The 24,892-nt window shown below is 68.7% G+C and carries 24 protein-coding genes; 14 read left to right on the top strand and 10 right to left on the bottom strand.

What is annotated here, in order from left to right; all coding sequences use genetic code 11:
• The first annotated feature begins 3 nt into the window (after positions 1–3).
• Positions 4–618, top strand: coding sequence for a TetR/AcrR family transcriptional regulator (locus tag JWS13_RS32280; protein WP_206009383.1), 615 nt, complete (start codon positions 4–6; stop codon positions 616–618).
• 43 nt (positions 619–661) lie between these two features.
• Here JWS13_RS32280 and JWS13_RS32275 read toward each other — a convergent pair whose 3' ends face one another.
• From JWS13_RS32275 to JWS13_RS32265, 3 genes are all read right to left on the bottom strand, one after another.
• Positions 662–1,840: a 4-hydroxybenzoate 3-monooxygenase gene (locus tag JWS13_RS32275; RefSeq protein ID WP_206009382.1), complete on the bottom strand. Its 1,179-nt coding sequence runs from the start codon at positions 1,838–1,840 to the stop codon at positions 662–664.
• Positions 1,841–1,931: 91 nt separating this feature from the next.
• Positions 1,932–2,669, bottom strand: a complete 738-nt coding sequence (locus JWS13_RS32270) for an IclR family transcriptional regulator (RefSeq protein ID WP_206009381.1) — start codon at positions 2,667–2,669, stop codon at positions 1,932–1,934.
• Positions 2,670–2,685: 16 nt separating this feature from the next.
• The gene (locus JWS13_RS32265; protein WP_206009380.1) at positions 2,686–4,749 is read right to left on the bottom strand and encodes an acyltransferase family protein; all 2,064 of its coding nucleotides are present in this window, start codon (positions 4,747–4,749) and stop codon (positions 2,686–2,688) included.
• Between the two features lie 229 nt (positions 4,750–4,978).
• Here JWS13_RS32265 and JWS13_RS32260 point away from each other — a divergent pair, with 229 nt between their 5' ends.
• From JWS13_RS32260 to JWS13_RS32250, 3 genes are all read left to right on the top strand, one after another.
• Entirely contained in the window at positions 4,979–6,256 is a 1,278-nt protein-coding gene (locus JWS13_RS32260) for an MFS transporter (RefSeq protein WP_206009379.1), read from the top strand.
• A 90-nt stretch (positions 6,257–6,346) separates the two neighbouring features.
• Complete coding sequence (locus tag JWS13_RS32255) at positions 6,347–6,820, top strand: VOC family protein (protein WP_206009378.1); 474 nt, start codon at positions 6,347–6,349, stop codon at positions 6,818–6,820.
• Positions 6,821–6,845: 25 nt separating this feature from the next.
• Positions 6,846–7,238 carry a VOC family protein gene (locus tag JWS13_RS32250; protein ID WP_206009377.1) on the top strand — a complete coding sequence of 131 codons (393 nt, stop codon included), beginning with the start codon at positions 6,846–6,848 and terminating at the stop codon, positions 7,236–7,238.
• Here the strand turns inward: JWS13_RS32250 and aztA are convergent.
• Positions 7,187–7,867, bottom strand: a complete 681-nt coding sequence (aztA, locus tag JWS13_RS32245; protein WP_206009376.1) for a zinc ABC transporter ATP-binding protein AztA — start codon at positions 7,865–7,867, stop codon at positions 7,187–7,189. The genes JWS13_RS32250 and aztA overlap by 52 nt on opposite strands.
• Before the next feature lie 18 nt (positions 7,868–7,885).
• On the opposite strand from aztA, the gene aztB reads away from it, so the two are divergent.
• From aztB to aztD, 4 genes are all read left to right on the top strand, one after another.
• Positions 7,886–8,740: a zinc ABC transporter permease AztB gene (gene aztB, locus JWS13_RS32240; RefSeq protein ID WP_206009375.1), complete on the top strand. Its 855-nt coding sequence runs from the start codon at positions 7,886–7,888 to the stop codon at positions 8,738–8,740.
• A 14-nt stretch (positions 8,741–8,754) separates the two neighbouring features.
• Positions 8,755–10,011, top strand: coding sequence for an ABC transporter (locus tag JWS13_RS32235; RefSeq protein WP_206009374.1), 1,257 nt, complete (start codon positions 8,755–8,757; stop codon positions 10,009–10,011).
• Between the two features lie 5 nt (positions 10,012–10,016).
• Entirely contained in the window at positions 10,017–10,928 is a 912-nt protein-coding gene (gene aztC / locus JWS13_RS32230; protein ID WP_206011830.1) for a zinc ABC transporter substrate-binding protein AztC, read from the top strand.
• 76 nt (positions 10,929–11,004) lie between these two features.
• Positions 11,005–12,192: a zinc metallochaperone AztD gene (gene aztD, locus JWS13_RS32225; RefSeq protein ID WP_206009373.1), complete on the top strand. Its 1,188-nt coding sequence runs from the start codon at positions 11,005–11,007 to the stop codon at positions 12,190–12,192.
• A gap of 9 nt (positions 12,193–12,201) precedes the next feature.
• Here the strand turns inward: aztD and JWS13_RS32220 are convergent, their stop codons facing one another.
• The 3 genes from JWS13_RS32220 to JWS13_RS32210 are packed head-to-tail and all read right to left on the bottom strand — an operon-like array spanning position 12,202 to position 15,483.
• Positions 12,202–12,639 (bottom strand): carboxymuconolactone decarboxylase family protein, encoded by a 438-nt coding sequence (locus JWS13_RS32220; RefSeq protein WP_206009372.1) that lies wholly within the window; start codon positions 12,637–12,639, stop codon positions 12,202–12,204.
• A gap of 43 nt (positions 12,640–12,682) precedes the next feature.
• Positions 12,683–14,251: an NAD-dependent epimerase/dehydratase family protein gene (locus JWS13_RS32215; RefSeq protein WP_206009371.1), complete on the bottom strand. Its 1,569-nt coding sequence runs from the start codon at positions 14,249–14,251 to the stop codon at positions 12,683–12,685.
• Positions 14,251–15,483, bottom strand: coding sequence for an aminotransferase class I/II-fold pyridoxal phosphate-dependent enzyme (locus JWS13_RS32210; RefSeq protein WP_206009370.1), 1,233 nt, complete (start codon positions 15,481–15,483; stop codon positions 14,251–14,253). Before JWS13_RS32210 ends, JWS13_RS32215 begins: the two co-directional genes overlap by 1 nt.
• Positions 15,484–15,668: 185 nt before the next feature.
• Between JWS13_RS32210 and JWS13_RS32205 the strand changes: the two genes are divergently transcribed.
• Together JWS13_RS32205 and JWS13_RS32200 are read left to right on the top strand one after the other, a co-directional pair.
• The gene (locus JWS13_RS32205; protein WP_206009369.1) at positions 15,669–16,784 is read left to right on the top strand and encodes an acyl-CoA dehydrogenase family protein; all 1,116 of its coding nucleotides are present in this window, start codon (positions 15,669–15,671) and stop codon (positions 16,782–16,784) included.
• 76 nt (positions 16,785–16,860) lie between these two features.
• Complete coding sequence (locus tag JWS13_RS32200; protein WP_206009368.1) at positions 16,861–17,217, top strand: MmcQ/YjbR family DNA-binding protein; 357 nt, start codon at positions 16,861–16,863, stop codon at positions 17,215–17,217.
• 20 nt (positions 17,218–17,237) lie between these two features.
• Here the strand turns inward: JWS13_RS32200 and JWS13_RS32195 are convergent, their stop codons facing one another.
• A complete protein-coding gene (locus JWS13_RS32195; protein ID WP_206009367.1) occupies positions 17,238–18,101 on the bottom strand; it encodes a LysR family transcriptional regulator in 864 nt (287 codons plus the stop codon).
• A gap of 170 nt (positions 18,102–18,271) precedes the next feature.
• Here JWS13_RS32195 and JWS13_RS32190 point away from each other — a divergent pair, with 170 nt between their 5' ends.
• The 3 genes from JWS13_RS32190 to JWS13_RS32180 all read left to right on the top strand — a co-directional run bounded on the left by JWS13_RS32190 (position 18,272) and on the right by JWS13_RS32180 (position 21,356).
• Entirely contained in the window at positions 18,272–19,123 is an 852-nt protein-coding gene (locus JWS13_RS32190; protein ID WP_206009366.1) for a sugar phosphate isomerase/epimerase family protein, read from the top strand.
• A gap of 29 nt (positions 19,124–19,152) precedes the next feature.
• On the top strand, positions 19,153–19,923 hold the full coding sequence (locus tag JWS13_RS32185) for an SDR family NAD(P)-dependent oxidoreductase (protein ID WP_206009365.1): 771 nt from the start codon (positions 19,153–19,155) through the stop codon (positions 19,921–19,923).
• A 65-nt stretch (positions 19,924–19,988) separates the two neighbouring features.
• Positions 19,989–21,356: an MFS transporter gene (locus JWS13_RS32180; protein WP_241032427.1), complete on the top strand. Its 1,368-nt coding sequence runs from the start codon at positions 19,989–19,991 to the stop codon at positions 21,354–21,356.
• On the opposite strand, the gene JWS13_RS32175 is transcribed toward JWS13_RS32180, so the two are convergent.
• The gene (locus JWS13_RS32175) at positions 21,337–22,689 is read right to left on the bottom strand and encodes a TIGR01777 family oxidoreductase (RefSeq protein ID WP_206009364.1); all 1,353 of its coding nucleotides are present in this window, start codon (positions 22,687–22,689) and stop codon (positions 21,337–21,339) included. The genes JWS13_RS32180 and JWS13_RS32175 overlap by 20 nt on opposite strands.
• Before the next feature lie 59 nt (positions 22,690–22,748).
• Here JWS13_RS32175 and JWS13_RS32170 point away from each other — a divergent pair, with 59 nt between their 5' ends.
• On the top strand, positions 22,749–24,230 hold the full coding sequence (locus JWS13_RS32170) for an SDR family oxidoreductase (protein WP_206009363.1): 1,482 nt from the start codon (positions 22,749–22,751) through the stop codon (positions 24,228–24,230).
• Here JWS13_RS32170 and JWS13_RS32165 read toward each other — a convergent pair.
• Positions 24,209–24,811 carry a lipocalin family protein gene (locus JWS13_RS32165; RefSeq protein ID WP_206009362.1) on the bottom strand — a complete coding sequence of 201 codons (603 nt, stop codon included), beginning with the start codon at positions 24,809–24,811 and terminating at the stop codon, positions 24,209–24,211. The genes JWS13_RS32170 and JWS13_RS32165 overlap by 22 nt on opposite strands.
• Positions 24,812–24,892: the final 81 nt, after the last annotated feature.

The following is a 24,892-nucleotide window of genomic DNA, read 5'->3' as shown; positions in this document are numbered from 1 at the left end:
CCCATGTCCGCACACGACCGCGCCGAACGACAGAGCCGGTACCGGCTCGCCGCGACGTCGCTGATGCGGGAGACAACCCTCGATGCGCTGCGGGAACTGCTCCTCGAACGTCCGTGGCCGACGATCACCATGACCGACGTCGCGGTCGCCGCCGGCATGAGCAGGCAGACGATCTACAAGGAGTTCCGCTCGCGGCGCGGCCTGGCGGAGGGATACGCCCTGCGGCTGACCGACAGCCTCGTCACCGTCATCGAGTCCGCGCTGTACGACAACCCCGGCGACGTGACAACCGCTCTGCGGCAAGGCTATGCGACGTTCTTCGCACTCAGCGGCGCCGATCCCCTGGTATTGTCGCTGCACCAGGGGCAGGCGCCCGAGGATCTGCTGCGCCTGATCACCACGGACAGCGACATCATCATCCGCCCCGCGGCCGAACGGCTCGCCGAGACGTTGCAGCGGTCGTGGGTGGACGCCTCCCCCGAAGACGCGGACATCCTCGCGCACGCCATCGTCCGGCTTGCGTTGAGTTTCATCGCCAACCCGCCGGAAGACACCGCGGCGGCGTCGGCGAACACGGCCCGGCTCTTCGCCCCCTTCTTGCGGCTCCGCCACCCGTGAGTACTTGTTAACCGCCGGACGTTAATAAGTACTCACGGGCGCGTCAGCGCAAAGGAGTGCCGACGTAGTTCTCCGCGATGAGGGCGCGGCCTGCGGCGGAGCGGGTGACCATGTCGAGTTCGGCGACCTGCCGCTTGTGGCCGAATCCGGTGTCGTCGGGGAGGCGGTGCAGCATCGAGGACATCCACCAGGAGAAGTGCTGGGTCCGCCACACGCGCGGGAGGACGCTGTCGGTGTAGCCCTCGAGTCCGGCGCGGCTGCGGGTGGCGAAGTACTCGGACATCGCCTCGGACAGGAAGTACACGTCGGCGATGGCGAGGTTCATGCCCTTCGCGCCGGTGGGGGGCACGGTGTGGGCGGCGTCGCCGGCGAGGAAGAGGTTGCCGTGCTGCATGGGTTCGCACACGAAGCTGCGGAACTGCAGGATCGACTTCTGGAAGATCTTGCCGTCCTTGATTTCCGCGCCTTCGCCGTCGACGCGGGCGTGCAGTTCGGACCAGATGCGGTCGTCGGACCAGTTGTCGACGGAGTCTTCGGGGTCGACCTGCAGGTAGTGCCGCTGGACGTCGGGGGTGCGGGTGCTGATGAGGGCGAAGCCGCGCGGGTGGTTGGCGTAGATCAGTTCCTCGGACGACGGCGGGGCCTCGGCGAGGATGCCGAACCAGGCGAACGGGTACTGCCGGAAGTGGTCGGTACGGACGGTGGTCTCGGGGATGAGGCCGCGGGTGGAGGTGCGGGAGCCATCACAGCCCGCGACGAGTGCGCACGTCAGGGTCTGCTCGTTGCCGTCGGCGTCGACGTACGTGATCTTCGGGTTGTCGGTGGTGTGGCCGTGCACCTGCACGTCGGAGACGCCGAAGCGGATGTCGCCGTCGTCCTCGAGGCGGCGGGCGATGAGGTCTTTGAGGACCTCGTGCTGCGGGTAGACGGTGACGGCGCGGCCGTTCGTCAGTTCGTCGAAGTCGATGCGGTGGCCGCGGCCGCCGAATCGCAGTTCGATGCCGTGGTGGGTGAGTCCTTCACGCTTGACGCGGTCGCCGAGTCCGGTGTCGACCATGAGGTCGACGGTGTTCTGCTCGAGCACACCGGCCCGGATGGTGCCCTCCACCTCCTCGCGGGTGCGGCTTTCGAGCACGACGGAATCGATGCCCTTCAGGTGCAGGAGATGGGAGAGCATCAGTCCTGCGGGGCCCCCGCCGACGATCCCGACCTGTGTGTTCATGAGCTGACTCCTCGCGTAGTTCGTGACACCAGTCACTGTGCTGCGCGGTGTGTGATCGCAACACCCCCTCTTTCACTGAGTGAAAGACAAGCTATGCGACGCCCCGGGAAATGCCCCGCGCCGCCGCCCGCACGGCGGGGATCAGGGGCGCGGGATCCTTGTCCGCCGGAACCACGACGGACACGGCGGCCACCACCTCACCCGTCGACCGCGACACCGGCGCGGCCACGGCCAGCGTTCCGACGTTGAGATGTTCGCGGCACGTGACCCACCCGGTCCGGCGAATGTCGTCGAGGGTGCTGCGCAGGCGATGTTCGGTGGTGATGGTCGACGGGGTGAAGCGCTCGAGGCCCGCCGCGAGGACGTCGTCGAGCAGGTCCTTGCCGCCGAACGCCAGCAGCACGAGGCCGCCGCTCGACGCGTGCAGCGGCAGCCGGCCGCCGGCCCTGCCGACGACGGTCACGGCCCCGCGCGCCGACAGCCGTTCGATGTACAGCGCCTCGAGATCCTCCCGGACCACGAGTTGCACGTTCTCCCGTGTCGCCTCGTACAGGTCCTCGAGGTACGGCAACGCCACCTGCCGCAGCCCGTGGGCGCGGGGCGCGAGCGCACCCAACTCCCACAGCCGCACCCCGATCTCGTAGTGCCCGTCGTCGACGCGTTCGAGCGCACCGTTCGCGACCAGCTGACGGCACAGCCGGTGCACGGTGGGCAGCGGCAGTCCGGTGCGACGGCTCAGCTCCGACTGCGACAGCCGCGGACGCTCCGACGTGAACGACCCCAGCACCAGGAAGGCCCGTCCCAGCATGCTCCGGTCGTCTTCGGACATGCCGTCAGTATCCCGGTCACCACCAGCGGGTGGCCATGCCGACCTGCCGGTCGAGTTCGGGGGCGAGGCTCCGGACGTACGTCGCCGAGAGGTGGTGCGAATCGTGGTAGACGAGGATGTTTCCCTGCACCGCACGGCAGATCGCCACGTCACAGACGGCGTCGGTGAGGTCGAGCGGATGCACCGACGGCAGGTCGCGGGCCGCCTCGACCGTCGGATTGTCCGGGGCCAGCACGTCGTCGCGGGGCAGTCCGCAACTGTCGGGGTCGCCGCCGTCGGCCAGGCAGTCGACGGCCGAATACGGGACGCCGTCGTGGTGCAGCCACGGCGTGTCGCGGATACCCAGGAACGGGAGCCCGAAATCGGCGAGTCGCTTCCACAGGCCCACGTAGTCGTCGGGGGTGACGTCGCCGGCCCCCTCGTCGTTGGGACGCGAGGACGTCGAGAACACCCAGTCCGGCCGGTGATCACGCAGCCGGTCGAGGACGTCGCGGGACCAGTCACCGCAGTCGGGATACGGCTCGCCGGCCAGCAACGGGACGTCCGCGACCGTCAGCGGGCACCCCATCTTCAGGTACGTCTCGACGCGGACGCCGCGCTGTTGCCCGATGCGGTCGAGCGCGGGCACCCAGTGTTCGGCGTGGGAACTACCCACCACCGCGATCGTCCGATCGGCGGACGGGTCGCCGTACACGCAGGTGACGACGTCGCGGGTGCTCAGATCGGAAATGCAGCCGTCGAGGGTCGGCTGCGGCAGGTCGCCCGGCGCCTCGAGCAGGGTGGGACGCATGTCGGCGCGCGGCGCGAACACACCGTCCGTCAGCGACGCCGCGCCCGGGTACAGCCACGGGTCCAGCTCGCCGACCCGGGCGGTCGTCTCGGGGTTGCGGACGAGGTACGCGTGCCACCCGGACGCCGAGCCGACGACGGCGACGCCGAGCAGCGCGACCAGCGCGGTGAGCGCGCGTCCCGGACGGGCCCCGCCCTGGAACCGCATTTCGATCAGCCGCTGGGTGAGCCACGCCAGCACCAGCGACACCAGGATGACCGCGAGCCCGCCGAGCGCTCCGACCGCGGGTCGCTCCCGCCAGGTGAGGTAGAAGATGAGGATCGGCCAGTGCCACAGGTACAGCGAATAGGCCAGGCCACCGAGTTCGACGAACGGCCGGGACGCCAGCATCGTCACGACCCCCGGCTGGTCGGACGGGCCGGTTCCGGCGAGGATCAGCGCGACCGCCGCGCCCACCGGGATCAGGGCCGCCGGTCCCGGGAACAAGCCGGCGCCGTCGACGAGGAATCCGCACCCGAGCACGACGGCGAAGCCTGACACCGCGAGAACCACCCGCCACCCGCGGGGCAGGTCGACCCGGTGCACGACGAGCGCGAGCAGTGCGCCCGCGAGCAACTCCCACAGTCGCGCGAACGTGTCGAAGTACGCCCACGACTGGCGGTCCTGCGACAGCGTCGCGGCGTAGCCGAACGACACCAGGAACCCCGCACCGAGGATGCAACCGAGCAGGGGACGCACGAGACCGATCCGGCGCCGGCACATCCAGGCCACTCCCGCGACCACCGCGAGTGCGAGCACGTAGAACTGGCCCTGCACGGACATCGACCACAGGTGCTGCAGCGGACTGACCGAAGCGTCGGCGGCGGCGTAGTCGGACGCCGTCCGGGCCAGTTGCCAGTTCTGCCCGTACAGCAGCGACGCGAGAAGTTGATCGGCGATCCCGGACCACTGTGTGAAGGGCCGTTGGACGACGGTGACGACGGCCGTCGCGGCCGTCACCACCACCAGCGCGGGCAGCAGTCGCCGGGCGGTGCGCCGCAGGACAGCGGGGATCGACGGACCGGAATCAACGCCCACCCGGCGCACGAGCATGCCGGTGAAGAAGAAGCCGGACAGCACCAGGAAGATGTCGACGCCGCCGGACACCCGCCCGAACCACACGTGATAGACGACCACGAGCGCGATCGCGATGCCGCGCAGTCCGTCGAGGTCGTACCGGTAGGCGCTCGCCGTCGACGGTGACGCGGCGCCGCGCGGACGGCTGGTAGCCACCTGGTGGTTGGTTCTCACAGTCCGTCCTGGCTCATCGACTCGGTACCCGGTCGATTATCCACACGGGTTTACCAAGCCTTGACCAACCCGTGGCGGCATTGGGCGCACGCCCAGGGTCGGCGGACCGCCCACATGTGGAGTGGCCATGTTTGACAGGCAACTATGGCGCGCCACACAATGAGTGCGCCTACAGAACTAGGGTTCGTATTGCGAACACCTTGCGCACACCGCTCGAGTCGAGGACATCATGACCACTTCCCAACGAAGCGCCGCCCGCGCCTCCACCGCCCTCTGGGTCGCGCCCCTCTGCTGGGTGGCCGTGCTGCTCGACGGTTTCGACCTGGTCGTCCTCGGTGCCGTCATCCCCTCGCTCCGCGAATACAGCGACTGGAATCTGTCGACGGGTGCGATCACGTTCATCTCGACGTTCGGCCTGGTCGGCATGACCATCGGCGCGCTGGTCATCGGCACGCTCACCGACGTCATCGGACGCAGGCGCGCCCTGCTGTACGCGGTGGCCGCGTTCTCGATCCTCACGCTCCTCTGCGCGGTCGCGCCCAACCCGTTCCTGTTCGGACTGTTCCGCTTCCTCGCCGGGGTCGGTCTCGGCGGCGCGCTGCCGACCGCGCTCGCCCTGGTCAACGAATTCTCGAAGAAGCAGGGCGGCGGTTCCGCGTCGACGCTGCTGATGACCGGATATCACGTGGGTGCGGTCGCGACGGCGGCGCTGGCGATCGTCCTGATCGAACCGTTCGGCTGGCGTTCGATGTTCGTCGTCGGCGCGCTGCCCGCGGTGGTCCTGATTCCGCTGATGCTGCGCTATCTCCCCGAGTCGCCCTCGTACCTGCTGTCGCACGGCAAACGTGCCGAGGCCGAGGCCATCGCGAAGCAGTACGGCCTGGAACTGGAAGCGGCCCCCGCCGCCGACGCCCCCGTCGCCGCCTCCGCCAATCCGGTGCGCGCCCTGTTCTCGCGGCCGTTCCTGCGCAACAGCATCGCCATCTGGGTCACCTCGTTCATGGGACTCCTGCTCGTCTACGGCCTCAACACGTGGCTGCCGACGATCATGCGCGAGGCGGGCTACGACCTCGGCGCGTCGCTGACGTTCCTGCTGATCCTCAACGCCGGCGCGGTGGTCGGACTGCTGATCGCGGGCGGCGTCGCCAACAAGATCGGGCCGCGCACCGCGGCGATCATCTGGTTCGCGGGCGCCGCGGTGTTCCTCGCCCTGCTCAGCGTCAAGGTGTCGTTCGGCATCTACGCCCTGGTGTTCCTCGCCGGCTGCTTCGTGTTCAGCGCGCAGGTTCTCGTCTACGCGTTCACGAGCGCCAACCACCCGCCGCAGATCCGCGCGACCGCCCTCGGCTGGTCGGCCGGGGTGGGCCGGGTCGGCGCGATCTGCGGCCCGATCCTCGGCGGTGTCCTGCTGGGCGCCGGCTATGCGGTCCCGTGGGGTTTCTACGCATTCGCCCTGGTCGGGCTGTTCGGAGCGATCGCCATCTCGTCCACCCGGACGGTGCGCTGAACTCCTGACAGCGGTCCGATGAGTTTCGGGCGTAGGCGCGGTCTATATCGGCGAGGATGAACCGACGAGGACCCGCGAGAGGAATGCGCCATGAAACCCATCACCCCCTGTCTCTGGTTCGACACAAAAGGCGAAGAGGCCGCGAAGTTCTACACGTCCCTGTTCCCGAACTCGCGGATCACGGAGGTCACCCACTACGGCCCGAACACCCCCGGCCCGGAGGGGCAGGTGCTGACCGTGTCCTTCGAGATCAACGGACAGCCGTTCATCGCGCTCAACGGCGGCCCGCAGTTCACGTTCGACGAGGCCATCTCCTTCGAGATCCTGTGTGCCGATCAGGAAGAAGTGGACCGGTACTGGGACGCCTTCACCGACGGCGGCGAGGAAAGCCAATGCGGTTGGGTCAAGGACCGTTTCGGGGTGTCCTGGCAGGTGGTCCCGGAGCGGCTGTACGAACTCATGCGCGACCCCGACGACGCGAAGGCGCAGCGTGCCATGCAGGCGATGCTGAAGATGCGCAAACTCGACGTCGCCGAACTCGAGAAGGCAGCCGAGCAGGCGTGACGCCTGCCGACGGGAGGTGGACGGCATGACCGAAGACAGCAAGACCCACATCAACGGGGTGCACACGGTCGCGGTTCCCGTGACCGATCAGGATCGGTCGCTCGAATTCTATGTGGGCACACTCGGTTTCGAGCGTCGCATGGATGCGGAGTTCGGCCCCGGCCAGCGGTGGGTGGAGGTGGCGCCGCCGGGTTCGGCCACGTCGATCGCACTCGTGCCGACCCGCGACGGTGTCCCGGTGGGCGTCGAGACCGGTATCCGGCTCACCACCTCGGACGCCGACGCCGACCATGCCACCCTGTCGGCGAGCGGCGTCGACGTGGATGCGGCGGTCCTGCGGATGGGTGACTACGTGCCGCCCATGTTCTACTTCCGCGATCCGGACGGCAACAAACTCGTCATCGTCGAGGTGGGCTGAGTTCCGCTCGGCACCAGCATCCCCGACGACAGGGTGAGCACCTGGTCGGCGCGGTCCGCATCGCGGGATTCGTGCGTGGCCGTCACGACGATCGCACCCCGCGCGGCCTCTTCTTCGACGACGTCGCCGATCACCGCGCGGGCGTGCGCGTCGAGTCCGGTGGTGGGCTCGTCGAGGAGCAGCAGGTCGCCGCGTTGCACGAGGGCCTGCGCGAGCAGGGCGCGTTGACGCTGCCCGCCCGAGAGCGCGCCGATCGGCCGCGCGCCGAGATCCGCGAGACCCAGCCTGGACAGTGCCGCGTCGACGGCGTCGCGGTCGCCGAGGGTGAGCCGCCGCCACAATCCGCGCCGTTGCCAGGCCCCCATGGCCACCACCTCGCCCACGGTCAGCGGTAGCTGCTCGCTCACCGCATTCCGTTGCGGCACATACGCCGTGCGCAGTCCGTCGGTGCCGTCGATCCGCCCCGACGTGACCCGCGCGATGCCGGCGAGGCACTGCAGGAGTGTCGACTTCCCCGAACCGTTGTGCCCCACGACGGCCGTGACGGTGCCCGGCGTGAGACACACACTCACACCGTTCAACGCCGGGGTCGCACCGTATCGGACCGCGATTTCGCTTACGACAATCATTATCGTTAGATTAGCAGAGTGGAATGGCTACTCGACCCCCTGACGGTGTCCTTCGTCCAGCGCGCACTGCTCGCGGGCATGCTGGTGTCCGTCCTCTGCGGACTCGTCGGCACGTGGGTCGTGTTGCGGGGCATGGCCTTCATGAGCGAGGCCATTTCGCACGGCATGCTGCCCGGCGTGGCCGTCGCCTATCTCGCGGGCGCCAACCTCCTCGTCGGCGCGGCCGCCAGCGCGGTCGTCATGATCCTCGGCGTCGCGTGGGTCTCGAAGAACTCGCGACTGTCCGAGGACACCGGGATCGGCCTGCTGTTCGTCGGCATGCTCGCGCTGGGGGTCGTGATCGTCTCGCGCGCACGATCGTTCGCGGTCGATCTCACCGCCTTCCTGTTCGGTGACGTCCTGTCCGCGACAGTCGGCGACCTGGTCTGGCTCACCGCGGCGGCCACGGTCGCCGGGATCGTCTCGGTGATCGCGTACCGCCCGTTCGTCGCCCTCGTCTTCGACGAGCGCAAGGCCCACACCCTGGGGCTGCGGCCGCGGTGGGCGCACCTCGCCCTGCTCGCGCTGGTGGTCCTCGCGGTGGTGGCGTCGTTCCGCATCGTCGGCACCCTGCTCGTGTTCGGACTCCTCGTCGCGCCGTCGGCCACCGCGGCGCTGTTCGGCAGGTCGATCGGCGCCACGATGGCCATTGCCGTACTGCTCGGCTGGTCCGCGACACTCACGGGACTGATCGTGTCGTGGAACGCCGACACCGCCGCGGGCGCGACGATCGCCGGGCTCGCCGTCCTCCAATTCTTCGTCGCCGCCGTCATCCGGTCGGCATCGCGACGACTCCGACCTGCCGTGTCACCCACCCCGATAGCCGTTCGATAGATGGAGAGCCCCGAATGCCGAACACCACCCTCACCCGCGCAGCGATTGCCGTGGTCGCCGCACTGACCGTCGGCGCCTGCGCGTCCCCGCCGGAGGAGGCGGCCTCCCCCGGCGGCCGCGGCCAACCGGGTAGCGACCTCGCCGCCGAGGCCGGATCCACCGAGGTGGAGGGGCCCGAACCCCGGCTCGTCGTGTCGGACGCCGACTCCGGCCGCGTGAACGTCCTCGACCTCACGACCGGCGAGACCCTCCGTTCGTTCGAGTTCGACAACCCGGCACACGTGACGACGGTGAAGGACCGGTACGCGTTCGCCGTCGACGGCACCGGCGGCGCCGTGCACGTCGTGGACGCCGGCACCTGGACCATCGACCACGGGGACCACACCCACTCGTACACGAAGGACCCGGTCGAACTCGGCGCTCTCGAGGGCGACGGCCCCGGTCGGGTGATCGAGGGCGACGACAGGGTCGCGACGTTCTTCGACCGCGACGGTGTCGCCCGCGTCATCGACTTCGCCGCGCTCCGCAAGGACAGCATCGACGTCGACACGGTCGTCCGGGCCGATGCGCCACATCACGGTGTAGCCCTGCCGATCGCCGACGGATTCGTGATCTCGGCGGCGAACGGCACCGGCCCGCTCGAACTCCACACCGCGGACGGCGGGTTCCAGCAGAGCCTCGACACCGCCTGCCCGAACCTGAGCGGCGCGGCCGCATCCGACACGCACGTCCTGGGGGCGTGCGAGGACGGACTGTTCGTCGCGACCACCGCCGACGGCACCTGGACGACGGAGAAGGTCCCGTACCCGGCGGGCATCGGTGCCGTCACCCGTCCCACCGCGCTCCGCGGGCACCCCGAACTGCCGCTCCACGTCGCCACCGCGGGGCCCGCCGCCACCAACGACGGACTGCTGGTCTTCGATGCGCGCACCCGCGGGTGGACGCACGTCCGGACCCCGGATCGGGCGCTGGACGTCGCGCTCGCGGGCGACGGACGCTCGGTGTTCGCCGTCCTCGCCGACGGCACCTTCCGCGTGTACGACGCGCAGTCCGGCGCGGAGACCGCGTCGTCCCGCGTCCTGGCACACCCCTACGACCCGAGCGACGTGTCCGCGACCCCACCGGTGATCGTCGTCGGCGGCACCCGCGCGTACGTGTCGGATCCCGCGTCGAAGACGGTGGCCGAGATCGACTTCCGGGACAACGCCCGGGTCGCGCGCACCCTCGACGTCGGAGTGTCCGCGTCCACTCTCGGCGTGGTCGGGCTGTGACGAGGATGCGGCGCCTGCTGCCGCTGGCCCTCCTGACCGCACTCGCGGCACTGCCGGTGACCGCGTGCACGTCGGCCTCGTCCGACGGGCCCGTCGTCGTGGTGACCACGAACATCCTCGGTGACGTGGTGCAGAACGTCGTCGGCGACCGGGCCGACGTGACGGTGCTGATGCCGAGGGGCGCCGATCCCCATTCGTTCGAGATCTCCGCCTCGGATGCCGCGCGGGTGGAACGCGCCGACCTCCTCGTGTCGAACGGACTCGGCCTCGAGGAGAGAATCGGCAAGACCGTCGACACCGCGCGCGCGGAGGGCGTCCCGATCCTGCAGATCGGTGAGGCCGTGCGGCCCATCGAGTATCGCTCCGGAAAGTCCTCGGGCACCATGGATCCGCACGTGTGGACCGATCCGGACCGCATGCGGGACGCGGTCGCCCTGATCCGCGACGCGGTGATCGAACACGTGCCGGACATCGACGCGGACGCCGTCCGCACGAACGCCGACGGCTACGCCCGGGAACTCGAGGAACTCACCACCCGGATGACGGACAGATTCGCGACCGTCCCACCCGATCAGCGCAAGCTGGTGACCAACCATCACGTGTTCGGTTATCTGGCAGAGCGTTTCGGCTTCGACACGATCGGGGCGGTAATTCCCAGTGGGACCACCCTGGCGTCGCCCAGCGCGTCGGACCTGTCGGACCTGGCCGCGACCGTCACGGCGGCGAGGGTGCCCGCGATCTTCGTCGACTCCTCCCAGCCCGACCGCCTCGCACACGTGCTGGCGTCGGAGGCCCGCGTTCCGGTCGACGTCGTCTCGCTGTTCACGGAGTCACTGGGTGAACCAGGCTCGGGTGCGGGTACGTACATCGAGATGATGGATTCGAATTCCCTGGCGATCGCGCGGGGGTTGTCGTAGTCGATGCATCGCCACATGCACACTTACGACTTTGACAACCGTTTGCAACAAGGGGTACTTCTCATGGGTGACCCTTTTGCGTAGACCCCGACCCACCGTCGTTGCCGCCGTGGCACTCTCGGCGGCACTTCTCACGTCCTGCTCCACCGACTCCGGCACGGCCGAAGCGTCCACCACCGATTCGGCCACGCCGCGACTGGCACTGAGCTACGACGGCGGGGTGCTCGTCCTCGACGCGCAGAGCCTCGACGTGGTCGGTTCGGCCGAGGTGGACGGCTTCACCCGGCTCAACCCCGCCGGCGACGACCGGCACGTGCTGATCAGCACCGGCAACAGTTTCACCGCTCTCGACACCGGAACCTGGACGGACGGCGGCAGCCACTACACCGCCACACCCGCACTCACCGACGTCGCGTTCGACGCGAAGACGCCCGGGCACGTCGTCCGGCACGGCGGCAAGACCGTGCTGTTCGACGACGGCACCGGACTGGTGCGCGTGTTCGACCCGGCCGCACTGTCTCAGGGCACCCCGGCCACCACCGAATTCACGACCCCGGAAGCGCATCACGGTGTGGCCGTGGAACTCTCCGACGGCAGCCTGCTCACCACCGTCGGCAACGAGGACGAGCGCACCGGCATCGTCGTACTCGACCGCGCCCGCAAGGAGATCGCGCGCAACGAGGACTGCCCCGGCGTGCACGGGGAGGCCGTCGCCGCCGACGAGACAGTAGTCGTGGGATGCCAGAACGGCCTGCTGATCTACCGGGACGGCGTCATCACCAAGGTGACGAGCCCCGACCCCTACGGTCGCATCGGCAACCAGGCCGGCGACGAGAACTCCCCGATCCTGCTGGGCGACTACAAGACCGACCCCGACGCCGAACTCGAACGCCCTGAACGGGTCTCCCTCACCGACACCGCAACGGGACAGCTCACCCTCGTCGACCTGGGCACCAGCTACACGTTCCGGTCACTCGGACGCGCCCCGCACGGTGAGGCCCTCGTCCTCGGCACCGACGGCGCCCTGCACGTGATCGACCCGAACACCAAGGCCGTGAGCCGCACCGTCGACGTCCTCGATCCGTGGACCGAGCCGGACCGGTGGCAGTCGCCGCGTCCCGCGCTGTACGTGCAGGACCACACGGCCTACGTGACCGATCCCGCGAACGAGAAGATCCACACGATCGACCTCGACACGTGGGCCGTGTCCGGGCAGGCCGACCTGCCGGAGACCCCGAACGAGATCACCGGCGTGACGGGCTGAGCCGGGTCGTCAGTCCTGGGATTCGAGCGGTCCCAGTTCCGCGTCGAGCGCCTCCTGCACCACCGCCATCGCCGACAGGCCGGCGGGGGCACCGCAGTAGGCGCTCGCGTGGATCACCGCTTCGACGATCTCGGTGCGGGTCAGACCGTTTCGCAGTGCACCCCGCACGTGCCCCTTCAGCTCACCGTGCGCCCGCAGCGCGATCAGCATCCCGAGGTTGAGGAGGCTGCGGCTGCGCCGGTCCAGCCCGGGCCGATTCCACACGGCGTCCCAGACGTGCTCGGTGACGAACTCCTGCAACTGCTCGCTGTCGGTGCCCGCGGTCCGGGTGAGCGCCCGCTCGACGAAGTCGGGACCCATCACCTCACGCCGCACCGTCAGACCGGCCTCGACGGCGGGACTCCGTGTCCCGGGCACTTCATTGGTCCCAGGTACTTCGCTGGTCATCGGTTCACTCCTGTTCACGGCGTCGACGTGGTCAGGAGTCACTCTACGAGTCGACTCGATCCGTGTGGACGACCGAGGTGACGTCGCGGGCGGAGTATGCGTGCGGGAGGTGCTCGAGCCCACCCTGGTAATCCAGTTTGCGGGGGAGCAGTCCGTCGGCCGGGTTGACGACCACCCGGGTCCGCGACCGGGCGACCCACGACCGCCACCGTCCCGGCCTCGACACCGACGGGGGCTCGTCGCCCACCCGGACCACGTGCGCAGTGCCGCCGAACCGGATCCGCGCGTATCCGAGCGCGACCGCCAGGGCGTCGTGCACCCCGGCCGCCGTCGCAAGACCGCGTTTGCCGGTGCTCAACCCGTGCCCGGGAAGGTCCGCAACGACGACGTTCACGCCGTTCTCCGCCAACTCCACGGCGAGCGGCGTGAGGTACCGCGCGTGGAGTCCGGGCGGCGCGGGCAGTACGACGGTGGCTGCGCCGCCCGACTCCACGGTGGCTGCGCCGCCCGAGTCCACAGTGGCACCGCCCGACCGTGCGGAGTGGACCTCGGCGTGCACGGCTCCGGTGGCCGCGGGAATCTGGACGTGTTCGAGTCCGCGGCCGTCGACGCCGACGAATTCGGAGGCCGGCTCGAGCGCGGCCTCGCAGGCGACGCGGCGTTCGAGGGCATCCTCTCTGCGCAACAGGGGCTTCCCCTGCAGCAGGATCATGACGGCCGCCGACTCCCGGGCCGTCAGCGAGGGCGTCCAGCCCGTCGCCTCGGCGAGCCGCGTCGAATCGACGACGGTCTCGCCCGCGGTCACCCACTGACCGGAGAACGCGGTGAGGCCGAGTCGGAACAGGACATTCGCGGCCACGACCGCAGGTCGTTCGGCCACGTCGAACATCCGCTGTCCCTGCATCGCCGCGAGTTCGCGGACACCCACCCAGTCCTTCGGACCGAGGTTGTACGGTCCGACCAGGTCCTGCTTCACGGCGCGATGGAACGCGTCGGCCATGTCCCGCTGGTGCAGAAACTGATACGCGGCCTCGTCGGCGCGCGGGAACGCGCCGACCGGACCGGTGAGCTGGTCGATGCCGTCGTTGGAGAAGTCGGGCCCGATGATATAGGTGGGGCGCAGCATCGAGATCGCCATCTCCCCCGGATGGCGGCGCAGCCACCACTCGGCGTAATGCTCGACCTCCGCCTTGTCGTGGAAGTAGTACCGGTCGGGATCCCCTGCGGGATAGACGTCTTCGGTCACGGGCTTCGGGCGCAGTTCCGGTCCGTACGCGTTGATGCTCGACGCGATCACGACGCGGAGCACTCCGGCCCGGTAGGCGGAGTCGACGACGTTGCGCGAACCCCTCAGGTTGATGTCGTGGGTGACCGCCTTGTCCCGGATCTCCTCCACCACGAACGCCAGGTGAACGACGGCCTCGCAGCCGCGGAACACGTCCTCGATGCCCGGGTCGCGGATATCCATCCGGACGAACTCGAGTTTCGGATGTTCGATCGTCAGCTCCCGCCTGCCGAGCCCGATCACCGTGTCGATCTCCGGATCGTCCAGCAGCACGGGCAGGATCGCGGCGCCGAAATCGCTCGTCGCCCCGGTGACCGCCAACTTCATCAGGCCGCGGCTTCCGTGACGGTCTCGGAGATCACGTCCACCGCCCGCCGCAGCTGGGCGTCGGTGTGGGTGGCCATGACGCAGAGCCGGAGCATCGCACCCGATCGCGGGACGGCGGGATAGAGTGCGGCACTGGTGAACACGCCCCTGTCGAACAGCGTGCGCCAGAGGCCCATCGCCTCGAGGTCGTCGCCGATGTGGACGGACACGATGGGCGTCACCGTCTCACCGCCGCCGGGAAGTGGAGACAGCGCACCCACGTCGAGTCCGTTGTCCGCCAGTCCGGACCGGAGGACGGCGGCGTTGTCCAGCGCCCGCCGCGCGCGTTGTTCCCCCTCCTCGCTGCGGATCAGCCGCACCGCGGCGAGGGACGCTCCCACCGCGGCGGGAACACCGGACGTCGTGAAGAGGAAGGCGCGGGCGTTCACCCGCAACGAGTCGAGGAGATCGCGGGATCCCGCGATGAATCCTCCTGTGGAGCTGGGACTTTTGGACAGCGAGGCCATCCGGATGTCGGTGTGGCCGTCGATGCCGAGCAGTTCGGCGGCGCCGGTCCGCTGCTCGCCGAAGATGCCGAGGCTGTGCGCCTCGTCCACCATCAGGGCCGCGCCGTACCGGTCGCAGAGTTCGGAGACCGCGCCGAGTGGGGCGAGATCGCCCTCCATCGAATACAACCCGTCCACGATCACCAGCACCGCGCCGTCGTCATCGGCCGTTTCCCCGAGAATGGCTTCCAGGTGGGCGACGTCGTTGTGACGGAACTTGCGGATCGTCGCGCCGGACAGGGCACAGCCGTCCCGGATCGACGCGTGGGCGGCGGCGTCGACGGCGACGACGTCGCCCTTCCCGACGACGGCACTGATGGTGCCCAGATTCGTTTGATAGCCGGTGGTGAAGACCATCGCGTCCTCGGTGCCGTGCCATTCGGCGATCTCCGACTCGAGGTCGAGGTGCAGGTCCATGGTGCCGTTCAGCAGCCGGCTTCCGGTGATCGCGCCGCCGAACGTGTCGAGGGCGTCCTGCGCTCCCCGACGGATGGCGGGATGATCGGCGAGACCGAGATAGTTGTTGGAACCGAGCATGATCCGGTCGGCGCCTTCCACCTGGACGACCGGTGCGGTGGCGGACTCCATCACCCGGAAGTACGGACTCACGTCGGACTCGCGAACTGCCCGGAGCAGATCCACCCGGTCGTCGCCACCCAGCCTCTTGATCAACCTGTTCACAGCCATCGATACCAACTCCTCGCGGTGTGCATGATCGGGATTACTCCGTTGATTCGGAGCGGTGGCCGATGCGGTTTGGTGGCGCCGACCAAACCACGACTGCATCTCGCTCCGAATGTCCCTATGGATATCCCTGTTCCATCGATGTTTCGGGAAAACCGAAATGTCCGCGAATACATTCGAGGAGTGTCATGACCGCATTGATGGCCCGCGAACACGCAGCGCTGCAGTCCTACCTGCCCGACCTCGCCGCCTACCTGGACGAGACGCCACTGCTCACCCTGGAGGGCAGAGACAGCGGGGCGATCGGGCGCTTCCGGGAAGCAGGCGGTACCGCACTGACCATCCCGAAGGAGTCCGGTGGGCTGGGCGCCTCCGCGCTGGAGTCCGTGCGCGTCCAACGGGCCATCGGCAGCAGGTCGCCCTCGCTCGGCGCCGCCACCACGATGCATCATCTGTCGCTCGCCACCCTCAACGAGTTCGCGCAGGAGGCCACGGACGACGACCGCGCCCTGATCAAGAGCCTCGTCGAACAGCGCGCCGTCGTCGCCTCCGGCTTCTCCGAGGGCGTCACCGGTGGCAGCGTGTTCATACCCACTATGACCGCCCGGAAGAAGGGCTCGAGCTACATCGTCAACGGCAGCAAGAAGCCGTGCAGCCTGTCGGGGTCGATGGACCTGCTCACCGCGAGCGTCGAGGTCGACACCGGGGAGAGGGCGATCGCGCTGATCCCGGCCAACACGCCGGGGATCACGGTGCGGCCGTTCTGGGAGAGCTGGATCCTCGCCGGAGCTGAAAGCGACGAGGTACACCTCGAGGACGTCGAGATCCCGGCCGACCTCGTCCTGCTCAACGGCACCGACGACCCGGACGGGCAACACGAGATGACCGGATACCTGTGGTTCGGGATGCTCGTTACCGCCAACTACCTGGGTGCGGCGAGCGCGCTGCTCGAACGACTGCTGGCGGCTGGCAAGGACGACTACGAGGGGTACGTGCGCGCCGCCGCCGACATCGAGAACGCCATGGGCGCCGTCGAGAACATCGCCCGCGCGGTGGACCAGGGCGAACGCGGGCAGGACATCTCGGTTCGTCTCCTCTTCTCGCGCATCGCGATTCGCGACGTACTGGTCCGCGCGTCCTCGGCGGCCGTCGAATCACTGGGCGGGATCGCGTTCATCAAGTCCTCCGACATCGGCTACCTCACCGCCGCCGTCCACGCGTTCGCGTTCCACCCGCCGTCGCGGCGGTCGGTCTCCGAATCGCTCGCCAAGTTCCACGCCGGGGACGAGTTCGCCTTCGTCTGACCTGCCGCGGTCCGGGCTGTCGGTGATCGGGACTATAAAGGTCTTCGAACCACCGACCGCCGGACCAGGAGCTGTGATGCCCACCGAACACGACGTCCGCGCGATGATGCTGGCATTGCCGGAGGCGCACGAGGTCGTGATCGCGAACTGGGGCGACCAACCGACGTTCCGCGTGCGCAAGAAGATGTTCGGTCTCGTCGGGTACGGCGCCCCCACCGTCTGCCTCAAGGCGACGAAGGAAACGCAGGCCGCGCTGCTGCAGGAGGATCCCGACGTGTTCCTGGTCGCACCGTTCTTCGGCCGGTGGGGCTGGATCGACGTCGTCCTCGACCGCGTCGACTCCGAAGAACTGGCCGAACTCGTCGAGGAGGCGTGGCGTCTCACCGCCCCGAAACGGGTCGTGGCGGCGTACGACGCGGGGCTGGATCGCTGAGAGAACCACCCTCGCGGGTCTCAGGACATGATGGCCGTGGTCACGTCGCTGACCACGGCCCTCGTGTGCCGCTGGCAGACCAGCCACGTGGTCATCGCCAGCGGTAACTCGGTCAGCGGATGCCAGGGCCACCCCGGCATCTGTTTCTCCGCCGTGTACCGGCTCACCAGGACGGCGTCCGCTTTCGCCGCCGCCGCACCGGCGAGCGCGTGCTCGACGAACTGCGCGAATTGCCAGTACGGTCGGACACCGGCCTCCACCGCCGCGCTCATCAACCCGTCCTGCTGGGTGGGGACCTGGTCGCGGCTGTGGACGAGCACCCGCAGCCCGTCGAGGTCCCGCAGCGAACAGGACGCCGCCGACGCCAGCGCGTGACCGGGGCGCACGGCGAGGCCGAACGGCTCTTCGCGGAGCTTCCACGACGAGCAATCGCTGGGCGGCGCCTGGTGCACCATGCACAGGTCGAGCCGCCCCTCACGAAGCATGCGCAGTTGGTTCGTGCTGTTCGCCTCGACGAGTTGCAGCGCGCACCCCGGCACCTCGTCGTCGAGTCGCCCGACCAGGTTCACGAGCCATTCGCTGGACGTACCGGGCGGGACGCCGATGGTGACGACCTCCCGGATCTTGGTCGCACCCGACACCACCTCCTGAGTCGACGCCTCGAGCGCCAGCAACTGCCGCGCGTGCTGGAGAAGCGCATCACCCGCGACGGTCGGGGTGGCTCCGCGGGCCGTTCTGTCGAACAGGGACTGCCCCAGCTCCCGTTCCAGCGCCTGCACCTGCCGGCTGAGCGACGGTTGCGAGATCCGAAGCCGATCGGCGGCGCGGTTGAACGATCCTTCCTCGGCTATAGCCAGGAAGTAATGAAGATGGCGAAACTCCACGGTCGGTTTCCTCCACTGCAGTCGTTCGACCAGGATACGACACCAGCTATGCCTTCAGGGCATAAGCGATGTGCTCAACAGGGCTTGGACAAGCGCTGTGATGGCGGTCTCTAATGGATGCAGTCGAGGACGAACCGCCCTCCGAAGACCCACTCACCCGTAGGAGACCGATGAAGCTCGGGATCTATTCCGCATGCCTGCCGTCCCTGTCCCCGGCCGAAGCGATCGACGCGGCGGCCGAGGCGGGCTACGCGGGCATCGAATGGCGCATCGCGCACGACATCGGCGACTCCGGCACCCCGCACTTCCTCACCAACAACCGCTGCACCGTCGCTCCCGAGCCTCGGGCCGTCTCCGACATCTGCACGCGCACCCGGACCGCGGAGTTGGAGGTCGTCGCACTCAGCCCGTACGTCGACTCCGGTGACGCCGCCGGCGTCAAGGACATGATGCGGATCGCCCGGGACAATGCGGTTCCGAGCATCCGGCTGCGCGCGCCGTGGATGGACGACAGCGGTTTCCACCGGCTGTTCGCCGAAGCACGGGAGTTCTTCGATCACGTCGCGACCCTGGCCGCGCGGTACGACGTGCAGGCGCTGCTCGAGATCCACCAGCGTTCCATCTGCCCCAGCGTCTCACTCGCCCATCAGCTCATCGGCCATCTGCCACCCGACCGGGTGGGCGTGATCTACGACGTCGGGAATCTGGTGGTGGAAGGGTACGAAGACCACCGGATGGCCCTGCAGATTCTCGGCGACCACCTCGCCCACGTCCACGTGAAGAACGCCCAGTACGTCGGGCCGGCCGGGGGCGGGGTGTGGACCCACCGGTGGTCACCCATGGACGACGGCGTCGCCGACATCCCCCGGGTTCTCGGCCTGCTCGCCGAAGCCGGCTACCGCGGGTGGGTGTCCGTCGAAGACTTCAGCGACTCCCGGCCCGTTCACGAGCGGATGCAGTTCAACGCCGAGTTCCTGCGGCAGCACGCCGACTTCGAAACCCCTCTGACGCAACCACTCTGAATCCACCCACACATCCAGGCAGGACCATCATGAACGAGCTTCACCGTTTCCCACTCTCCGTCGTGACGGGAGGCGCAGGCGCCCTCGGCTCGGCGATCAGCCGCCGATTCGCCCGGGGCGGCGACACCGTCATCCTCCTCGACAACAACGCGGAGGCCGTGCAGACCGTGGCCCGGCAACTGTCCGAGGAGACCGGTGCACAGGTCCACGGCTGGGTGGTCGACATCTCCGACGACGAATCGATCCGCCTCGCCGTCAAGCGAATCGACGAAGAGTTCGGCCGGCTGGACCGCCTGGTCAACAACGCGGCCGTCAACCCGCGGGCACGACTCGGAGACGTCGACGACACCGAATGGGACACCGCGATGGCGGTGAACCTCCGCGGTCCGATGTCGCTGTGCCGCTCCGCCATCCCGATCTGGACTCGCACCGGAACCGGGCGCATCGTCAACATCACCTCACGCACCTGGTTGAGCGGCGGCCCCACCGCCTACGTCACGTCCAAAGCCGGAGTCGTCGGCCTCACCCGTTCCCTCGCAGTCGAACTCGGACCGCTCGGTGTGACGGCCAATGCCGTCGCTCCCAGCATGGTCGTCACCCCGTTCACGAAGGGCGGTCGCACGGACGAGGAGTTCGCTCTCTTCGTCGACAAGCACACCAGGATGTCGCCGCTGGGCCGCCTCGCGACAGCAGACGACATCGTCGACGCCGTCGAATTCCTCGCCTCCGACAAGGCCCGGTTCGTCTCGGGCGAAGTCCTGCACGTCTGCGGTGGAGCCCAACTCGCTGCCGCGCCGTGACCGGCCCCGCCACCACACCGCCGCCTCACCCACCGCCGGGTGACACAGCCAAAGGACCACTCCCGATGCCCACCCCCGAACGTCCCCTCGCCGCGGAACCGACACCGCACCCCAGCAAGAAGATGGCCCGCAGAGCCGCACTCGGAAGTTTCCTCGGCAGCGTCGTCGAGTACTACGACTTCTTCGTCTACGGCACCGCCGCCGCCCTGGTGTTCGGCAAGATCTTCTTCCCCAACAGCGATTCCGCCGCAGGCACGCTCGCGTCGCTCGCGACGTTCGGGGCGGCGTATATCGCGCGGCCCGTCGGCGCCCTGCTGTTCGGGCACGCCGGCGATCGGATCGGCCGCAAGAACGTGCTGCTCTTCACGCTGCTCCTGATGGGCGCGTCGACGTTCGCCATCGGACTGCTGCCCACCCACGCGACCATCGGCGCCGCCGCCCCGGCCCTCCTCGTCGTGTGCCGACTGATGCAGGGAATTTCCGCAGGCGGCGAGCAGGTCGGGGCCAGCCTGCTCACCATGGAACACTCCCCCGAGAAGAGTCGCGGCTTCTACACGAGTTGGCTCCTCAACGGAGCCGCGACCGGTTCGATCCTGGCCACGTTGATCTTCATTCCGGTGGGAGCGCTCCCGGAGGAGCAACTGCTGACCTGGGGATGGCGGATCCCGTTCCTGCTCAGCTTCATCATGGTGTTCATCACCCTGCTCGTGCGGCGCGGAGTGGACGAGTCTCCCGAATTCGTCGAGGCCGAAAAGGAAGACGCCGTAGCCGAATTCCCGGTGACGACCCTCCTGCGCACTCAGCTCCGCGCGACCGTGATCGTCTTCGTCGCCGCGTTCAACACGGTCATCTCGACGATCGTCATCGTCTTCGGCCTGTCCTACGCGACGCAGGAACACGGCGTCGATCGCTCGACGATGCTCTCCGCGATCGCGGCCAGCCAGGTGGTTGCCCTGTTCTTCCATCCGCTGTTCGGCTTCATCGCGGACCGCATCGGCCGAAAAGTGGTGTACGCCAGCGGCTGCCTGCTCTGCGCGGTCGGCGTCTACGGATTCCTCGGTGCGATCGCCACCGGCAGTACCGTTCTCATCGTCATCGCGACGGTGGCGCTCAAGGGCGTCGTGTACTCCGCCCCGAACGCGCTGTGGCCGTCGTTCTTCGCCGAAGATGTTCACCCCGAACGTGCGATACACCGGCGTCGCGGTGTCCACCCAGTTGAGCTTCCTGCTGACCGGGTTCGCACCCACCATCTGTTACGCGCTGATCGGCGGCGACGACAACTGGGTGCTGGCCGCCACGGCGATCGCCGGCATCTGCCTCCTCGCCGCGGCGGCGGCGAAGATCTCCACCAAGGCCCCGGTACACACCCCGCCGGTGCTGGCGACCACCTGACCGATCGCCGGTTGCGCTGCGCTACCCCTCGTCCGTCTTGAACCGGCCGAGCTGGTGGCGCAGCGCCGTGTCGAGGTCGGGCCGCCGGAACCGGTGGTCGCGGCTCTCGAGCTTGCCGGGGGCAACCCGCTGATCGGCCAGGGCGAGCTCGCGCGCACCCTGCTCCCCGAGCAGCAGTTTCGGACCGAAATCGGGCACCGGGAGAAACGCCGGTCGGTGCAGCACCGACGCCAGGACGGCGGTGTACTCCTCGTTGCGAACAGGATTCGGTGCCACCGCGTTCACCGGGCCACTCAACCCCGAATCCACGACGGCTCGATGGTAGACGTCGATCAGATCGTCGATGTCGATCCACGACAGCCACTGCGTTCCGGCGCCCAGGCGACCTCCGAGTCCGACCTCGAACAGCGGCCGCTGCAGGCGCAGCACACCGCCGCTCGGGGACTGGACGATCCCCGTGCGGACGTGCACCACCCGCAGTCCGGCGTCCGCTGCCGGCGCCGCCGCGTCCTCCCAGTCCGCGACGACGTCGGCGAGGAAGCCGTCGCCCCGCGCATCCTGCTCGTGCAGCACCTCGTCGCCACGGTCGGGCCCGTAGTACCCGATCGCCGACGCACTGACGAACGTCTTCGGCCCCTTCCCAGACGCGGCCGCCACCTCCGCGAGCCGCCGCGTGGGTTCGATACGGCTGTCCCTGATCGCCCGGCGATGACCGTCGGTGAACCGTCCCGCGATGGACGCGCCTGCCAGGTGGATCACCGCGTCGACTCCGTCGAGCAGATCCGCGGCAGGCGCATCCGGGTTCCAGCGCCGGTCGTCGGGGGTGCTCGGGGCGCGGCGCACGAGACGGATCACCCGGTGCCCGCCCGTGCTGAGGAACGCGGTCAGGGCGGAGCCGACGAGCCCCGAACTCCCCGTCACCGCGATCGTGAGGGGACCGGGCAGGAGCGTGGACGCCCAGTGGTGCCGGGCCAGGTCGTCGGCGAGTTGGCGGTGCCGGTAGACGAACGTCGACCGGAGGAACTGACCGGGCACGATGGTGTCGACCCGGTCCGTGACCCGCGTCCGGCCCTCGGACACGACGTCGAACGTGTGCGTGTGCCGCCACGGCACCAGCAGTCGTAGCGGCAGGGCGGCCGAATAGTCGACGAACCGGTGCGGAGGGTCGTATTCCTTCGCGTCGTGCTGCGCGACCCACGTCAGCCCGCCGGGCATGCGCAATTCGGCACGACCCGATTCCAGAGACTCGGATTCCTTCGCGAGACTGAGCGGCTGCCACGGCGGTGAGAGCCGGGTGAACGCCCCGGCCCTCGTGTGCCATGCGAACAACTCGTCCCGCGAGGCCTCGACCACGCTCGAATGCACGATGCCCATGACCCGACCATAGTCGCGACAGGCCGCGCGGCGGTGACAACGACGGGTAGCGTGTGGGAATGACGCAGTTACGTGTACTGGTCACCGGCGCCACCGGATACATCGGCGGACGCCTCGCTCCCCGGCTCGCGCAAGCCGGCCACCGGGTGCGGGTGCTGGTGCGTTCACCGGAGAAACTGACCGACGTTCCGTGGGCGTCCGACGTCGACATCGCTCGCGGCGATCTGAGTGACCCCGAATCCCTTTCTGCCGCTTTCGCGGACATGGACGTCGTCTACTACCTCGTGCACTCGATGGGCGGGTCGGACGAGTTCGAGAAGGCCGAACGCATCAGCGCGGAGAACGTCGCCGAGGCGGCCCGCACGGCCGGTGTCGGCCGGATCGTCTACCTCGGCGGACTGCATCCCGATTCGGCGGATCTCTCGCCGCACCTGCGGTCCCGCACCCAGGTGGGACGGATCCTCATCGACTCCGGTGTCCCCACAATGGTTCTGCAGGCCGGGGTGGTCATCGGCTCCGGTTCGGCATCGTTCGAGATGATCCGCCACCTCACCAACCGGCTCCCCGTGATGACGACGCCGCGGTGGGTGAACAACAAGATCCAGCCGATCGCCGTCCGCGACGTGCTGCACTACCTCGTCGCCGCGGCCGACGCGCCGTTGCCGCAGAGTCGGACGTTCGACATCGGTGGCCCCGACGTCCTCCGTTACGGCGAGATGATGCAGACGTACGCCGAGGTCGCCGGTCTGCGTCAGCGTCGCATCCTCGTCCTCCCGGTGCTGACCCCGAAACTCGCAGGCCTGTGGATCGGGCTGGTCACCCCGATCCCGCGCTCACTCGGGCGGGCACTGATCGAATCGCTCCACAACGACGCCGTCGCAGGCGAGCACGACATCGACGACGTCATCCCGCCGCCGAAGGCGGGCCTGACGACGTACCCGGACGCCGTCCGATTAGCGTTGCGGCGCATCGACAACGGCGAGGTGGAGACGACGTGGGCCAGTGCGTCCCCGGTCGGCGCCCCCTCCGATCCGCTACCGTCCGACCCCGACTGGGCTGGTGAGGTCGTCTACACCGACGAACGCACCAAGGACTGCGACGCCGACGCCGCAACTCTGTGGACCGTCGTCGAGAGCATCGGCGGTGAGAACGGCTGGTACTCGTTCCCCCTCGCGTGGTCCGTGCGCGGCTGGCTCGACCGCGTCGTCGGCGGCGTCGGGCTCACGCGTGGACGCCGGAACCCCAAGCAGCTCAACACCGGTGACCCCCTGGACTTCTGGCGAGTCGAACGCATCGACCGGGGGTCGCTGCTCCGGCTGCGCGCCGAGATGCGGGCACCGGGCGGGGCGTGGCTCGAATGGACCGTCCACAGTGTGGATCCCGACCGGTCCCGGCTCGATCAGCGCGCCATCTTCTTCCCGAAGGGTCTGGCCGGGCGGCTGTACTGGTACTCGATCCTGCCGTTCCACGGAATCATCTTCAAAGGCATGATGGAGAACATCACCGGGTCGGCAGCCCGTCAGACCGTGCAGAGCGGCTGAATCCCCTCTCTGCCACCGGTGGTCGGGGACGTCAGCAACAGGCACGAATTGTAGCCACGCGATTCCACCACCTGCCGGATCTGTTTCCACCCCGCGTCGTCGACCGCGGGGGTGCGGGAGAGCACGAAACCCGACAGCCGGGCCGGGTCACCGACGAGCGCCCACGAATAGTCGTCGGCGATGTACGTGACCACATAATTGGTGGGTCCGTCCGCCGAACTCTGGAACGGCACGTCCGGGAAACTCACGTGGAGCTGCGCATTGGTGACCGGATCGTTGACGCGCGCGTTGCCCCTGATTCCGTTCGCCCCACCCGCCCACGTGGTGCACGAGTTGGCGACGCTGACGTTCGACGGGTCGAGCAGTCCGTACGTCGCCCTCGTGTCCCGCGCGCAGTCGAGATTGAACGGCTGTGGCACAGCGGCCAACTGATACCACGTGCCGAGGTACCTCTGGATGTCGAGGGACGGAACCGGGGCGAGCGCACCGGGTTGAGCCTGGGCCGGCGTGGCCACCAGCACCACGGACGCTGCGGCCGCCAACAGTCCTGCGGCGAATCCACGTGCCTTCGAAAATGTCATCTCTGCCCTTTCGCGTTCGTGCCCTTTCAGGGCATTCGGCGCCCCACCCGGATCGGATGGGTCGATCCGCGGAAAACCTTC

This window comes from Rhodococcus pseudokoreensis (assembly GCF_017068395.1).
Classification (GTDB): Bacteria; Actinomycetota; Actinomycetes; order Mycobacteriales; family Mycobacteriaceae; genus Rhodococcus_F; species Rhodococcus_F pseudokoreensis.
The sequence above is the reverse complement of the archived record's forward strand: the minus strand, read 5'-3'. Positions and strand labels throughout refer to the sequence as shown.